The organism is Citricoccus nitrophenolicus, from assembly GCF_047305825.1.
In the GTDB taxonomy this organism is placed as follows: Bacteria; Actinomycetota; Actinomycetes; order Actinomycetales; family Micrococcaceae; genus Citricoccus; species Citricoccus nitrophenolicus.
Map to the genome: position 1 here is coordinate 2,725,195 of NZ_CP063070.1, position 14,970 is coordinate 2,740,164.

13 protein-coding genes are annotated in these 14,970 nt (G+C 67.1%); 9 read left to right on the forward strand and 4 right to left on the reverse strand.

The genetic code is table 11. From position 1 onward, the window contains the following. Positions 1 to 149: 149 nt before the first annotated feature. From IMT31_RS12415 to IMT31_RS12425, 3 genes are read left to right on the forward strand one after another with little or no spacing between them, the layout of a single operon-like run. Positions 150 to 1,001, forward strand: coding sequence for an ABC transporter ATP-binding protein (locus IMT31_RS12415; RefSeq protein WP_413542977.1), 852 nt, complete (start codon positions 150 to 152; stop codon positions 999 to 1,001). Next, positions 998 to 2,281: an ABC transporter permease gene (locus IMT31_RS12420; protein ID WP_413542978.1), complete on the forward strand. Its 1,284-nt coding sequence runs from the start codon at positions 998 to 1,000 to the stop codon at positions 2,279 to 2,281. The genes IMT31_RS12415 and IMT31_RS12420 overlap by 4 nt, the downstream gene beginning before the upstream one ends. Before the next feature lie 43 nt (positions 2,282 to 2,324). Beyond that, positions 2,325 to 2,942: a hypothetical protein gene (locus IMT31_RS12425; protein WP_413542979.1), complete on the forward strand. Its 618-nt coding sequence runs from the start codon at positions 2,325 to 2,327 to the stop codon at positions 2,940 to 2,942. 109 nt (positions 2,943 to 3,051) lie between these two features. On the opposite strand, the gene IMT31_RS12430 is transcribed toward IMT31_RS12425, so the two are convergent. Genes IMT31_RS12430 through sdhC form a run of 4 tightly spaced genes read right to left on the reverse strand, consistent with a single transcriptional unit; the run spans position 3,052 to position 6,577 of the window. Next, a complete protein-coding gene (locus IMT31_RS12430) occupies positions 3,052 to 3,840 on the reverse strand; it encodes a succinate dehydrogenase iron-sulfur subunit (protein ID WP_413542980.1) in 789 nt (262 codons plus the stop codon). Then, positions 3,840 to 5,627: a succinate dehydrogenase flavoprotein subunit gene (gene sdhA / locus IMT31_RS12435; protein ID WP_345359566.1), complete on the reverse strand. Its 1,788-nt coding sequence runs from the start codon at positions 5,625 to 5,627 to the stop codon at positions 3,840 to 3,842. Before sdhA ends, IMT31_RS12430 begins: the two co-directional genes overlap by 1 nt. A gap of 53 nt (positions 5,628 to 5,680) precedes the next feature. Then, the gene (sdhD, locus tag IMT31_RS12440; RefSeq protein ID WP_345359569.1) at positions 5,681 to 6,166 is read right to left on the reverse strand and encodes a succinate dehydrogenase, hydrophobic membrane anchor protein; all 486 of its coding nucleotides are present in this window, start codon (positions 6,164 to 6,166) and stop codon (positions 5,681 to 5,683) included. 3 nt (positions 6,167 to 6,169) lie between these two features. Continuing rightward, entirely contained in the window at positions 6,170 to 6,577 is a 408-nt protein-coding gene (gene sdhC / locus IMT31_RS12445; RefSeq protein WP_345359572.1) for a succinate dehydrogenase, cytochrome b556 subunit, read from the reverse strand. A 222-nt stretch (positions 6,578 to 6,799) separates the two neighbouring features. Between sdhC and IMT31_RS12450 the strand changes: the two genes are divergently transcribed. The 6 genes from IMT31_RS12450 (at position 6,800) to IMT31_RS12475 (ending at position 14,948) form a co-directional block, all read left to right on the forward strand. After that, complete coding sequence (locus IMT31_RS12450) at positions 6,800 to 7,954, forward strand: mannose-1-phosphate guanylyltransferase (RefSeq protein WP_345359575.1); 1,155 nt, start codon at positions 6,800 to 6,802, stop codon at positions 7,952 to 7,954. Then, positions 7,954 to 9,192: an amidohydrolase gene (locus IMT31_RS12455; RefSeq protein WP_345359578.1), complete on the forward strand. Its 1,239-nt coding sequence runs from the start codon at positions 7,954 to 7,956 to the stop codon at positions 9,190 to 9,192. The genes IMT31_RS12450 and IMT31_RS12455 overlap by 1 nt, the downstream gene beginning before the upstream one ends. Positions 9,193 to 9,394: 202 nt before the next feature. Then, positions 9,395 to 10,522: a BMP family lipoprotein gene (locus tag IMT31_RS12460; RefSeq protein ID WP_413542981.1), complete on the forward strand. Its 1,128-nt coding sequence runs from the start codon at positions 9,395 to 9,397 to the stop codon at positions 10,520 to 10,522. 156 nt (positions 10,523 to 10,678) lie between these two features. Continuing rightward, positions 10,679 to 12,253 carry an ABC transporter ATP-binding protein gene (locus tag IMT31_RS12465; protein WP_413542982.1) on the forward strand — a complete coding sequence of 525 codons (1,575 nt, stop codon included), beginning with the start codon at positions 10,679 to 10,681 and terminating at the stop codon, positions 12,251 to 12,253. Beyond that, complete coding sequence (locus IMT31_RS12470; RefSeq protein ID WP_413542983.1) at positions 12,250 to 13,632, forward strand: ABC transporter permease; 1,383 nt, start codon at positions 12,250 to 12,252, stop codon at positions 13,630 to 13,632. The genes IMT31_RS12465 and IMT31_RS12470 overlap by 4 nt, the downstream gene beginning before the upstream one ends. Next, positions 13,629 to 14,948 carry an ABC transporter permease gene (locus IMT31_RS12475; protein WP_345359590.1) on the forward strand — a complete coding sequence of 440 codons (1,320 nt, stop codon included), beginning with the start codon at positions 13,629 to 13,631 and terminating at the stop codon, positions 14,946 to 14,948. The genes IMT31_RS12470 and IMT31_RS12475 overlap by 4 nt, the downstream gene beginning before the upstream one ends. The last annotated feature ends 22 nt before the right edge of the window (positions 14,949 to 14,970 follow it).

Genomic DNA, 14,970 nt, shown 5'->3' on the forward strand with positions numbered 1-14,970 from the left:
GCCGGCCGAGCGCTGAACCGTGTCACGGGCACCCATGACACGTGTCATCAGTTCGGCCGATGGCCCGTTGTGGCACCGATCGGGCGGTAGGGACCTGACATACTGGCGTGGAAACCCACCCCGACCAGAGTCACCACGAAAGGTCTCCCATGTCAGCACCCGTTCTCGAGACAGAGAACCTGGTCAAGGTCTATGGGCGCGGAGAATCTCGCTTCGACGCCCTCAAGGGCCTGACCTTTGAGATTCAACAGGGCGAATCGGTCGCCATCGTCGGCAAGTCGGGATCCGGCAAGTCCACCCTGATGCACCTGTTGGCGTTGCTCGACGACCCCACGTCCGGTGTGGTCGCCATGGGGGGACGCCCGGTCAGCCAGCTGAAGGCCTCCCAGGTCTCTGCCGTGCGCAACGAGACCTTCGGGTTCGTGTTCCAGCAGTTCTTCCTCAACGCCAATCAGACGGTGCTGGAGAATGTGATCCTGCCGCTGAAGATCGCCGGTGTCCCTGCCGCGGAGCGCAAGCGCCGCGGCATGGAGGTGCTGGAGCAGCTGGAGATGGCGGACAAGGCCAAGAACAAGGCCACAGACCTCTCCGGCGGACAGAAGCAGCGCGTCTGCATTGCCCGCGCGCTCGTCAATTCTCCGACGGTGCTCTTCGCGGACGAGCCCACCGGCAACCTGGACACGGCAACCAGCGAGGTGGTGGAGGACATCCTCTTCGGTCTGCACCGCGAGCGGGGGATCACCCTGGTGGTGGTCACCCATGACGACGACCTGGCGGCCCGCTGCGACCGGCGGCTGCTGATGCAGGACGGGCTGATCATCGCGGACGAGCGCGGCGAGAGCGCCAAGGCCGCTGGAGCCGGCGTCGGACAGGCCTCCCGCGAGGGGTCACGCCAGCTGGGCGGGCACGGCAAGCACGCCGCCCCCGCGCCCGTGAATGGCCGGACGGACGGTTCCGCATCCGTGGCGCCGGCCCAGGCAGCCGAGGAGGGGAACGCATGAGGGGCGTCGACGTCGTCAAGACCGCACTGGGCAACACCATGCGGTCCAAGACCAGGACCTTCCTGACGGTCATCGCGATCGTCATCGGTGCCTTCACCCTGACCCTGACCTCGGGTCTGGGCGCCGGCATCAACAAGTACGTGGACTCCATGGTCTCCGGCTTCGGAGAGACCGATCAGATCTACGTGATGCCCGGGGCCGATCCGTCCCAGCAGATGAGCACCAGCACCGAGCCGCAGGAGTACGACCCCGAACAGGCCGGCTCCGTCGGTGAGTTCGGGATGCAGATGCTCACGGAGGACGACATCGAGACCATCGAGGGCCTCGATTCCGTCACGGCCGTGGAGCCCATGGTGTTCGTCACGGCCGACTACCTGGAGACCGAGGCCGGGGACCAGTTCGTCCTGTCCAGCCTGGGCTTCCCCTCGGATGGGGACAGCATGGAGCTGGCCGCCGGCGAGCTGCCGGACCCTGCGGCCCACGAGATCACGGTGCCGGAGGCCTGGTTGCCGGCCTTTGACACCGAGGACCCGAAGGAGGTGATCGGCCAGAGCGTCACCGTCGGGTTGAAGGATCTCGCCCAGCAGGAGCAGTCAGTCGAGGCCGAGATCGTCGGCGTCTCCGAGCAGGCCATCTCCGGGATCGGCGGTGCCCCGATGCCCTCCAGCTCCCTGAACCAGGAGCTGAACGAGGTGCAGAACTCCGGGCTCGAGGTGGACCAGCCGCAGACCTACGTGCAGGCCGTGGCCACCGTGGACAACCTCGCGGAGAACGAGGCCGCGGTCAAGTCTGCCCTGGTGGACGAGGGATTCATGGGACTGACCATGGAGGACCAGCTCGGCGTCATCACCGGGATCATCGACACGGTGACGTGGGTGCTCAATGGCTTCGCGCTGATCGCGCTGCTGGCCGCCAGCTTCGGGATCGTCAACACGCTGCTGATGTCCGTCCAGGAGCGGACCCGGGAGATCGGCCTGATGAAGGCGCTCGGGATGGGCCGCGGCAAGGTCTTCGGGCTGTTCTCCACCGAGGCCGTGCTGCTCGGCGTCATGGGCTCCGTGATCGGCGTGGGCCTCGGCGTGGCCCTCGGCGTGGGTGGCAATGCCGCCCTGGTCAACGGGCCGCTGAGCGGCGTGGCCGGGCTGAGCCTGTTCGCCGTGGATCCCCTGTCCATCCTGCTGATCGTGGCGCTGATCCTCGTGATCGCGTTCCTCGCCGGGACCATGCCGGCCGCCCGTGCCGCGAAGAAGGACCCGATCGAGGCCCTGCGGTACGAGTAGACCGACCAGAGAACTTTTCCACCACCAAGAGAGGGGTAACACCATGACAGAGAATCCACAGCAGCCCTACGGCAACCCGGCCTTCGAGGGGCAGGGTGAGCACGCCGCCGGTCAGCAGGGCTCCAAGTACGGCACGGAAGCCTACGGCTCCGGTGCCTTCGGTCAGGAGATGGCCGAGCCGAAGAAGTTCGGACTGCTCAAGAAGCTGACACTGGCCTCGCTGTCGATCTATGTGGTCTCCAGCATCGTCAGCCTCTTGACGTCGGGCAACGAGGCGCTCCTGGATGCCGAGCTGGAGAAGCAGTCGGCGCAGATGGGCATCCCGATGGAGCAGCTGGAAGAGGGCATGGAGATCGGCATGGCCATCGCGATCGGCGGAGCCGTGGTTGCCCTGGTCATCGCGCTCGTCGTCTACCTGCTGGTGTTCTTCGGCCTGCGCAAGTCCAAGAACTGGGCTCGCATCCTGGGTACCGTGTTCGCCGCCATCGGCACGCTGTTCACCCTGTATGGCCTGACCTCGATCGGCACCATGATGTCCGTGGCACCGGTCATGGGCACCGTCAGCATCGTGATCACCGTGCTCTTCCTGATCGTCAACATATTCTGGATCGTGACGGCGTTCTCGAAGGACGTGAACGCGTACTTGAGCGCTCGCGCCTGAGGTAAGCGGCCGCCGTCGGACACGGCATGAGAAAGCCCCCGGGAATCTTCCCGGGGGCTTTCTCATGGGTGGGGGAGTGGCTACCCCCGATGCGGCATGGCTGGCTGGATCAGAACGCCCCGGCCAGAACGGCCTGCTTGACCTCGGCGATGGCCTTGGTCACCTGGATGCCACGCGGGCAGGCCTCTGAGCAGTTGAAGGTGGTGCGGCAGCGCCACACGCCCTCCTTGTCATTGAGGATCTCCAGGCGCATGTCACCGGCATCGTCGCGCGAGTCGAAGATGAAGCGGTGTGCGTTGACGATGGCGGCCGGGCCGAAGTACTGGCCGTCCGTCCAGAACACCGGGCAGGAGGAGGTGCAGGCGGCGCAGAGGATGCACTTGGTGGTGTCATCGAACCGCTCGCGCTCCTCGGCGGACTGCAGGCGCTCCTGAGTGGGCTCGGGGCCCTTGTTGACCAGGAACGGCATGATCTCGCGGTAGGACTGGAAGAACGGGTCCATGTCCACGATCAGGTCCTTCTCCACCGGTAGGCCCTTGATGGGCTCCACCATGATGGGCTTGGACAGGTCGAGGTCCTTCAGCAGGGTCTTGCAGGCCAGGCGGTTGCGGCCGTTGATGCGCATGGCATCGGAGCCGCAGACACCGTGGGCGCAGGACCGGCGGAAGGACAGTGTGCCATCGAGGTCCCACTTGACCTTGTGCAGGGCGTCCAGCACGCGGTCCGTGCCGTACATGGTGATCTTCCACTCGTCCCAGTAGGACTCCTCGGAAGACTCGGGCAGGTAGCGGCGGACCTTGAGGGTGACGTCGAAGCTCGGGACCTCCCCGGCTCCGCCCTGCTCACCCAGATCGACCTTGGACGGTCCCTCGGCGGGTTCGGTTGCTGTGGTGCTCATCAGTACTTACGCTCCATCGGCTGGTAACGGGTGACGACGACCGGCTTGGTCTCGGAACGGATGCCTTTGACCCCCTCCATCTCGGAGTCCGGGTCACGGTAGAGCATGGAGTGGGTCATCCAGTTCTCGTCATCACGGTCCGGGTAGTCCTCGCGGTAGTGGCCACCGCGGGATTCCTTGCGGTGCAGGGCCGCCACCGTCATGGCCTCGGCCATGTCCAACAGGTAGCCCAGCTCGAGACCCTCGAGCAGGTCCAGGTTGAACCGCTTGCCCTTGTCCTGGACGGAGACCTGCTGGTAACGCTTCCGCAGTGACTCGATCTCGTCCAGGGCCCGGCGGATGGACTCCTCGGTGCGGAACACCTGCATGTCGGCGTCCATGACATCCTGCAGGCGGGCCCGCAGCTCGGCCACGCGCTCGGTGCCGGTGGCGGAGCGCAGGTTCTCGATGTGCTCGACCGTCGGGGCCTCGCCGTTCTCCGGCAGCTCGACGTAGTCCGCGGTGGCGGCGTACTCGGCAGCCTGGATGCCCGCGCGGCGCCCGAAGACGTTGATGTCCAGCAGGGAGTTCGTGCCCAGACGGTTGGAACCGTGCACGGACACGCAGGCGACCTCGCCGGCGGCGTACAGGCCCGGCACCACGGTGGTGTTGTCCTGGAGGACCTCGGCCTTGATGTTGGTCGGGACACCGCCCATCACGTAGTGGCACGTGGGGAAGACCGGCACCGGCTCGGTGTAGGGCTCCACTCCGAGGTAGGTGCGGGCGAACTCGGTGATGTCCGGGAGCTTGGCGTCGATGTGCGCAGGCTCCAGGTGGGTCAGGTCCAGCAGCACGTAGTCCTTGTTCGGGCCACAGCCGCGTCCCTGGCGGACCTCCTCGGCCATGGACCGGGCCACGATGTCACGCGGGGCGAGGTCCTTGATGGTCGGGGCATAGCGCTCCATGAAGCGTTCGCCGTCAGCGTTGCGCAGGATGCCGCCCTCACCACGGGCCGCCTCGGAGAGCAGGATGCCCAGGCCGGCCAGGCCGGTCGGGTGGAACTGGATGAACTCCATGTCCTCCAGGGGCAGGCCGTTGCGGTAGGCGATGGCCATGCCGTCGCCGGTCAGCGTGTGTGCGTTGGAGGTGGTCTTGAAGACCTTGCCCGCGCCGCCGGTGGCGAAGACCACGGACTTGGCCTGGAAGACGTGCAGTTCGCCGGTGGCCAGTTCATAGGAGACCACGCCGGCCACGCGCTTCTGCGTGAAGGGGGTCCCGTCCGGTCGAGTGGAAGGCTCGTCCACCAGCAGCAGGTCCAGGACGTAGAACTCGTTGTAGAACTCGACGTCATGCTTCACGCAGTTCTGGTACAGCGTCTGGAGGATCATGTGGCCGGTGCGGTCAGCCGCATAGCAGGCGCGGCGGACCGGAGCCTTGCCGTGGTCGCGGGTGTGACCGCCGAAGCGGCGCTGATCGATCCGGCCCTCCGGGGTGCGGTTGAAGGGCAGGCCCATCTTCTCCAGGTCGAGCACCGCGTCGATGGCCTCCTTGGCCATGACCTCCGCGGCGTCCTGGTCCACCAGGTAGTCGCCCCCCTTGACGGTGTCGAAGGTGTGCCACTCCCAGTTGTCCTCTTCCACGTTGGCCAGTGCGGCGCACATGCCGCCCTGGGCAGCGCCCGTGTGCGAACGGGTCGGGTAGAGCTTGGTCAGCACCGCCGTGCGGGCGCGCTGGCCGGATTCGATCGCCGCGCGCATGCCGGCGCCGCCGGCACCGACAATCACGACGTCGTACTTGTGTACCTGCATGCGTTGAGTTCTTTCTACTCGAGAAGTCTCGGTGGGTCAGTGGTGGACGTGCGTCAGAGGGTCTCGCAGAACGCGGGGGAGGCTTCCAGCAGGGCGCCGGTCGCGTCCGTCAGGCACGGCTCGAAGGTGAAGATCACCAGGGTGCCCAGCACGATGATGACCACGGTGGCCACGTAGAGGACCATCTTGAGCCAGAACCGCACGCCGTCACGCTCGGCGTAGTCGTTGATGATGGTGCGCACGCCGTTGGTGCCGTGCAGCATGGCCAACCACAGCATGGCCAGGTCCATGAACTGCCAGAACGGATCCGCCCACTTGCCGGCGACGAAGCCGAAGTCCAGGCCGTTGATGCCGTCCCCGACCAACAGGTTGGAGAACAGGTGGATGAAGATCAGAGCCACAAGGATCACGCCGGAGATGCGCATGAACAGCCAGGCCATCATCTCGTAGCTGCCGCCCGCGGACGTGCCGCGGGTGTACTTGGGGTCGATCCGCCCGGTGCGGGGGGCGGCGATGGTTGATTCAGCGGTGGCAGTCATGGCTCAGTGACCTCCCAGAGCAAGCATCAGGTGACGGATGGCGAAGGCGGCGAGGGCGATGACCCACACGACCACCACGGCCCAGAGCATCTTCTTGTGGTGCTTGGTGCCGCCCTTCCAGAAGTCCACCAGGATGATCCGCAGGCCGTTGAAGGCATGGAACATGATGGCGCCCACCAAGCCGACCTCACCGACCGCCATCAGTGGGTTCTTGTAGGTGCCGAGCACGGCGTTGTAGGCCTCCGGCGAGACCCTCACCAATGAGGTGTCCAGCACGTGGACCAGCAGGAAGAAGAAGATGACGACGCCGGTGATCCGGTGGATCACCCAGGACCACATGCCCTCATTGCCGCGATAGAGGGTCCCACGGCCGGACTTCGCCGGGGCCTGCGCTGATGTCGCAGTTGACACTGTTAAACCTCCCAGGGATTGCAAGGGCGCCTGTGCCACCTCCAGTGGGCACATGGAAACGCCGGTGCGAGTGCATTCCTCCACGACAGACTAGTCCTTCTCGGCGTCCAGGTCCCCATTTTGACCCGGCCTGGATCCGGTGTGGCACGGGTCACTGGGCGCCGGGTGCAGGCGGGGCGCTCCCGGTCGGCCGGGTGCCCGTCACCTATGCTGTCCGATGTGATGACTGACCCCGAACTCAATGGCCAGCCCGTAGCGGACCTCTCCGGCACTCCTGGACTGGATCGTTTCTATGGCGTGATCCCTGCTGGTGGTGTGGGGACGCGGTTGTGGCCACTCTCCCGGGCTGCGGCCCCGAAGTTCCTGCATGACCTGACGGGGTCGGGCCAGACCTTGATCCGTGCCACGTACGACCGGTTGTCCGCGTTGGCGGGGGACCGGGTGATGGTGGTGACCGGTGAGGCCCATGAGGACGCGGTGCGGGAACAGTTGCCGGATCTGGCCGGGGTGGACACGGTGTTGGAGCCGGAGCCGAAGGATTCGGCGGCTGCCATCGGTCTGGCGGCGGCCATCCTGTTCGAGCGTGACCCGGAGACGATCATGGGCTCGTTCGCCGCGGACCAGGTGATCACCCCGGTGGAGGAGTTCCAGGAGGCCGTGGCCGAGGCGGTGGCCACGGCGGCCACGGGGAAGATCGTGACGATCGGGATCAGGCCGACGCATCCGGCCACGGGGTTCGGGTACATCCAGCAGGGTGATGACCTGTCCGTGGAGGGTGCTCCGCATGCCAAGAGTGTGGCGGCGTTCGTGGAGAAGCCTGCTGCGGCAGTGGCTCGGGAGTACGTGGACTCGGGGGAGTACCTGTGGAATGCGGGGATGTTCGTGGCTCCGGTGTCCCTGATGTTGGAGCACTTGGCGGCGAAGGAGCCGGAGTTGCACGCCGGGGTGGTTCAGATCGCGAAGACGTGGGGGACTGAGGCCCAGGCGGAGACGATGGCGCGGGTGTGGCCGGAGTTGAAGAAGACCGCGATCGACTATGCGGTGGCGGAGCCGGCGGCGGCGGCCGGGGATGTGGCGGTGATTCCGGCGGGGTTCACGTGGGATGACGTGGGCGACTTCGCGGCGATCGCGCGGTTGAATCCGGCGAAGCGTGCCTCGGGGATCACGGTGATCGGGGAGACCCCACGGGTGTATTCGTCCAAGGCCTCGGGTGTGGTGGTGACGGATACGGCGCGGGTGATCGCCCTGATCGGGGTTCAGGACATCGTGGTGGTGGACACCCCGGATGCGTTGCTGGTGACGACCACGGAGCATGCGCAGTCCGTGAAGCAGGCCGTGGAGTCCCTCAAGGCCCACGGCGACGACGACGTGCTCTGATGTCTGAGCCCCATCCCGTCCTGGACGATCCCGGACTGCCCCGGGTGACCCCGCTGGTCCAGGGGCTCGAACCCGGCGTGGTGGACTTCCGCCGGGATCTGCACGCGCATCCGGAGCTGTCCTATGACGAGCACCGCACCACGCGAAAGATCTTGGAGACGCTCGGCGCCGCCGGGCTGTCCCCGGTCAAGCTCGAGGACACCGGGGCCTACGTGGACATCGGCTCCGGGCCGATCGTGCTCGGTCTGCGGGCCGACATCGACGCGCTGCCGCTGACGGAGCAGACCGGCCTCGACTACGCATCCCGGACGCCGGGTGTGGCGCACGCCTGCGGCCATGACCTGCACACCTCCGTGATGGTCGGCACGGCACTGGCCCTGCACCGGATTCTGGGCGACGACGGCCGGAGTGGCCCCCAGTTCGCCCACCTGCCGCTGACGGGCCGGGTGCGCATCATCTTCCAGCCGGCGGAGGAGCGCCTGCCCGGTGGCTCACTGTCCGTGATCCGGCAGGGCACCCTGGAGGGGATCCCGCGGATCCTGGCCGCGCACTGCGAGCCCCGGTTCGACGTCGGCACGATCGGCACCCGCATCGGTGCCATCACCTCGGCCGCGGACACCATCAAGATCAGCCTGTCAGGCAGGGGCGGCCACACCTCACGCCCACACCTCACCGAGGACCTCGTCTATGCCCTCTCCGAGATCGCGGTGCAGGTTCCCGCGGTGCTGAACCGGCGCATCGACGTCCGTTCGGCGGTCTCCGTGGTGTGGGGACAGATCAACGCGGGGGCGGCGCCGAATGCGATCCCCGGCTCCGGCTATCTCGCCGGGACCATGCGCTGCCTGGACGCCGAGGTGTGGGAGTCCGCCGGAGACCTTCTGGACGAGGTGGTCCAGCAGGTGGCCCGGCCCTTCGGGGTGACGGTCCACCTGGAACATGTCCGGGGCGTCCCCCCTGTGGTCAACACGGAGGCCGAGACGGACCTCATCGAGGATGCCGCCCGCTACGAACTCGGGTCCCGGGCCATCCAGCTGACACCCCAGTCCATGGGCGGGGAGGACTTCGCCTGGATGACCCAGCAGGTCCCCGGGGCCATGCTCCGGTTGGGAACCCGGACTCCCGGCGGGCCGGTCTACGACCTGCACATGGGGGACTACGCGCCGGACGAGCGGGCGATCGGCGTGGGCATGCGCATCTTCACCGCCGCCGCACTCCGGGCGCTGGCCGGGGCACAGTGATCCAGCCGGCCATCGAGCCGGTGATCAAGTCGGTGATCAAGTCGTTGTACGATTCGTCCCCGATTTCTGAAGCAGTTCCTGCCAACTTTGGGTAAACTCCCGGGTAACTGTCCGTCCTCAGGGCGCGGACACCCCGTGGATCCGGTCGAGATAGACCCTCCGTCCACGTCTCAGCCCCACTCACTCGCACCGAAGGATCATCATGGGCATCGCATCCCCCCTGTCTCGCAAGGCACTCCTGCCGGCCGCCGTGCTGGGCCTGTCCGGCCTGCTGCTCGCCGGCTGTGGCGCGGCCCCGGAGGAGGCCGGCAGCGGCTCCGCCGGATCGGACGCCCCGGCGGTGGGCACGGACAACTCCGACTACACCGGTTGCATCGTCTCCGATGCCGGCGGCTTCGACGACCGGTCCTTCAACCAGTCGTCCCATGAAGGGCTCAAGGCCGCAGAGGAGGAGTTCGGCATCACCACCCATCGGGCCGAGTCCAATTCGCCCTCTGAGTTCACCCCGAACCTGACGTCGATGCTTCAGGCGGACTGCAACATGGTCATCGGCGTGGGATTCCTCCTCGGTGATGCCATGAAGCCGATCGCCAATGACAACACCGAGACCCACTTCATGGGTGTGGACGTCACGGACCCGGAGTTCCCGGACAACGTCAAGCGCCTGATCTATGACACGGCCCAGGGCTCCTTCATGGCCGGCTACCTGGCCGCCGGCACCTCGGAGACCGGAAAGGTCGCCACCTACGGCGGTGCGGAGATCCCGACCGTGACGATCTTCATGGACGGCTTCGCCGCCGGCGTGGAGTACTACAACGAGCAGAAGGACGCCGAAGTCGAGGTGTTGGGCTGGAACCGCGAGGCCAAGACCGGTTCCTTCACCGGAGACTTCGAGAACCAGGCCGCCGGCAAGACCAACACCTCCAACTTCATCAACGAGGGCGCGGACATCATCATGCCCGTGGCCGGCCCGGTGGGCCTGGGCACCCTGGATGCCGTGACGGAGGCCAACGCCGGTGGCAAGGAGGCCAAGGTCATCTGGGTGGACTCGGACGGCTACGAGACCACTGACAACGGGGAGGTCATCCTCACCTCTGTGGTCAAGCTGATGGGCCAGGCAGTCCATGACGTCATCGAGTCCGATCTGGCGGGCGAGTTCGACGGCGAGCCGTACGTGGGCACGCTGGAGAACGAGGGCGTTGCCCTCGCCCCGTTCCACGACTTCGACTCGGAGGTCTCGGACGAGCTGAAGTCCGAGCTCGAGGAGATCAAGGCCGGGATCATCGACGGCTCGATCGAGGTGGACTCGGACTACTCGCCCGAGATCTGATCGCCTGACCGGCCCCGAGGGGCCTCAGGGTGGGGCGGCCCTTGGGCCGCCCCACCCTCCGTTTCCTGAGATGATCTCCTGCAGGAACATCTCCCCGGGAACACCGGGACATGAACACTGCGATGGTCTTCTGAAGGCCAGAATGGCTGGAGCACGGTGAAACTCGAGTTACGCGGCATCACCAAGAGGTTCGGCGCCTTCACGGCCAACGACTCGATCGATCTCACGGTCGAGTCCGGCGAGGTGCACTCCCTGCTGGGGGAGAACGGTGCTGGCAAGTCCACCCTGATGAACGTCCTGTTCGGGCTCTATGAGCCGACCGCGGGCGAGATCCTGGTGGACGGGACGCCGGTGCGGTTCAGTGGGCCCGGTGAGGCCATGGAAGCAGGCATCGGCATGGTGCACCAGCATTTCATGTTGATTCCCGTGTTCACGGTGGCCGAGAACGTGGCCCTGGGGGACGAGCACACCCGTGCTGCCGGCGCGCTCGATCTCGAGGCCACCCGCCGCAGGATCCGCGAGATCTCTGACGAGTACGGCTTCCATGTGGACCCGGATGCCCTGGTGGAGGACCTTCCCGTGGGCGTCCAGCAGCGGGTGGAGATCATCAAGGCCCTGGTCCGGGACGCACGCGTGCTGATCCTGGATGAGCCCACGGCCGTGCTGACCCCCCAGGAGACGGATGAGCTGCTGGACATCATCCGCAGGCTGCGGGAAAGCGGCACCGCGATCGTCTTCATCTCCCACAAGCTGCGGGAGGTCAAGGCCATCTCCACCGTGATCAGCGTGCTGCGCCGTGGTCGGCTGGTCGGCACCGCGGACCCGGGAGCCGAGCCCTCCGAGCTGGCCGCCCTCATGGTGGGCCGCGCCGTGGAGCTGAACACCACCAAGTCCGCGCCTGACCTGGGGGAGGAGACCTTCGCCGTCAGGGACCTGACGGTGCTGAGCCCCGAGGGCGTCCGCCTGGTGGACCGGGTGTCCTTCTCCATCCGCCAGGGCGAGGTCCTCGCCATCGCCGGTGTCCAGGGCAACGGACAGACCGAGCTGACCGAGGCCATCATGGGACTGCTCAAGGCCCAGGGATCGGTCCGGTTGGACGGCGAGGAACTCCTCGGCCGCACCACCCGGCAGATCATCCGGGCCGGGGTGGGCTACGTCCCGGAGGACCGCTCCACGGACGGGCTGGTGGGCTCGTTCTCCGTGGCGGAGAACCTGGTCCTCAACCGCTTCGACCGGGCCCCGGCAGGCGGCCGCTTCCAACTGAACCTCAAGGCCATCCGAGCCCTGGCCGAGCAGCGCGTGCAGGAGTTCGACGTCCGCACCCAGGGCGTGGACCTGCCCGTCGGCACGCTGTCCGGCGGCAACCAGCAGAAGGTCGTCATGGCCCGCGAGTTGGCGGACGGGCTCAAGCTGTTCATCGCCTCCCAGCCCACCCGCGGTGTGGACGTCGGATCCATCGAATTCCTGCATGACCGCATCATCCGCGAGCGGGACTCCGGCACGCCGGTGATGATCGTCTCCACGGAACTCGAGGAGGTCCTGGACCTGGCGGACCGGATCGCCGTGATGTACCACGGCCGGATCATCGGGATCGTGCCGGGCAGCACCTCACGTGACGAGCTCGGCCTGATGATGGCCGGCGTGGACCCGGCCATGGCCAGCGAGTCCACCACAGACTCCCCGGACACCACAGACACCACGGAAACCACGGGGAAGGGGACCACGGCATGAGCGCCGCCACCACCGAGGGCCGGGCCCGCAACGTCTCGATGCGGGGCCTCCTGGCCGGCAACGGCACCGTGACGGTGCTCGCCATCGTGCTGTCCCTGGTCATCAGCGCCCTGCTGATCATCGTGACGGACGAGGACGTCATCGAGGCCTCCGGCTACCTCTTCGCCCGGCCGGGTGACACCCTGGCGGCAGCCTGGGCCGCCGTGTCCTCCGCCTATGCCGCCCTGTTCCGCGGCGCGATCTTCAACTACAGCGCAGACACCTTCAGCCAGGGGATCTACCCGCTGATGGAGTCACTGACCGTGGCCACGCCACTGATCATCATCTCTCTGGGCATCGCCATCTCCTTCCGGTCCGGCATGTTCAACATCGGTGGTCAGGGCCAGATGATCTTCGGCGCCATGTTCGCCACCTGGTTCGGCGTCCACCTGCAGCTGCCTGTGGGGCTGCACCTGATCCTCGTACTGGTCATGGGCATCCTCGGCGGCGCGCTGTGGGGTGCCGTGGTGGGCTTCCTCAAGGCCCTGACGGGGGCACACGAGGTCATCCTGACCATCATGCTCAATTACGTGGCCATCCACCTGGTCACCTACTTCCTCTACACCCCCGTGCTCCAGCGCGCGGGCTCCACCAACCCGGTCTCCGACTTCCTGCCGGCCACTGCTCAGTTCCCCCTGTTGTTCGGGGACTCCTTCCGGCTGAACTGGGGCTTCGTGGTGGCCCTGCTGGCCACCGCGTTCGCCTGGTGGCTCATGCAGCGCTCCACCATCGGATTCCAGTTGCGGGCCGTGGGCGCCAACCCGGATGCGGCCCGGACCGCCGGGGTGTCCGTCAAGGGCATGTACGTGATCGCCATGGCCCTCTCCGGTGGACTCGCGGGCCTGGCCGGAATGGCCCAGGTCTCCGGCACGGAGAAGATGCTGAACACGGACGTGGCCGGGTCCTTCGGATTCGATGCCATCACGGTGGCCCTGCTGGGCCGCTCCAATCCGCTCGGGGTGTTCGCGGCGGGCCTGCTGTTCGGCGCGCTGCGCGCCGGCGGCGTCACCATGCAGACCGAGACGGGCGTCCCGATCGACATCGTGCTGATCATCCAGTCGATGATCGTGCTGTTCATCGCGGCACCGCCGTTGGTGCGCCTGATCTTCCGTCTGCCGGCGCCCGGGGCCCTGCAGGAGCGCAAGACCGCCGACCCCCTCACCCAGCCGGCCCTGGCCGGCGCGGTGGCCTCCACCACCTCCACCGCCGGTGGCCACACCACCCCCTCCGAGGAGGCCGGGGCAGGAGAGAGTCCGGGATCGGGTGACGTCGGTTCCAGCGACACCGGCCCGGCCGATGAGTCGAGTACCACCCCCGACGCGGAAGGCCAGCAGCGATGAGCACCACCGTGACCTCACCCGGCGCTCCCACCCCGGGCGCCCCGGCCGCACGCTCCGCCGCGGAGCCGACCAAGGACATCGTCCGCCACTGGACCACGCCGATCGCCTTCGCGGTGCTCACCGTGGTCGCCCTGGTGGTCTTCGCCCTGAACGCCTCAGGGGCCTCGGCCACGTTCCGCATCTCCACGGACGCCGACGCCGTCCAGATACCTGACGTGGTGGCACCCACGGTGGCCTTCGGGTGGACCGTGACCGTCCTGTTGGCGCTCCTGACCGTGTGGGGATCACTGCAGGTGCGGCGGACGGGCACCGTCGCCGGCTGGGCCGCCGCCGTGTTCGCGGCCCTGTTCGTCATGGGCTTCCTGGTCTGGGTGGTCGGCGCGGCGAACACCACCACCGTGTTCCTCACCGGACTGATCGCCGGTTCCGTGACCCTGGCCATTCCACTGATCTTCGGTTCCATGGCCGGCGTCCTCTCGGAACGGGCCGGCGTGGTGAACATCGCGATCGAGGGCCAGCTGTTGGCCGGTGCCTTCACCGCTGCCGTCACCGGCTCGGTGACGGGCTCCGTCTGGGCGGGGTTGCTCGCGGCTGTGGTGGCCGGCGTGCTCGTCTCGGTGCTGCTGGCGGTGTTCTCCATCCGCTACCTGGTGAACCAGATCATCGTCGGGGTGGTCCTCAACGTCCTCGTGGCGGGTCTGACCAGCTTCCTGTTCAGCACGGTGCTGGCCTCGAACTCATCCGCCCTGAACTCGCCGCCGCACTTCCCGTCCCTGCGGATCCCGGGACTGGCGGACATCCCCATCATCGGCCCCATCCTGTTCGACCAGACCCTGCTGGGCTACGGCATGTACCTGATCGTGATCGCCCTGTACCTCGGTCTGTTCCACACCAAGTGGGGTCTGCGCGTGCGGGCGGTCGGCGAGCATCCCAAGGCCGCGGACACCGTGGGGATCAATGTCATCCGCACCCGGTACGTCAACGTGCTGCTCGGCGGTGCGATCGCCGGCATGGGCGGGGCCTTCTTCACCCTGGTGTCCGCCTCCTCCTTCTCCAGGGAGATGACCGCGGGGCAGGGCTTCATCGCGCTGGCGGCCGTGATCTTCGGCCGGTGGAACCCGATCGGAGCCTTCTTCGCCGCCCTGCTGTTCGGGTTCACCACCAACATGCAGTACGTGCTGGCCATCCTGGGCACCCCGGTCCCCAGCCAGTTCATGGCGATGCTGCCGTACCTCGTGACGGTGCTGGTGGTGGCAGGGTTGGTGGGCCGCTCGCGTGGTCCGGCAGCCGCCGGCTCGCCGTACGTGAAGGAATAGTGAAGGAGTAGCCGTGGAACAG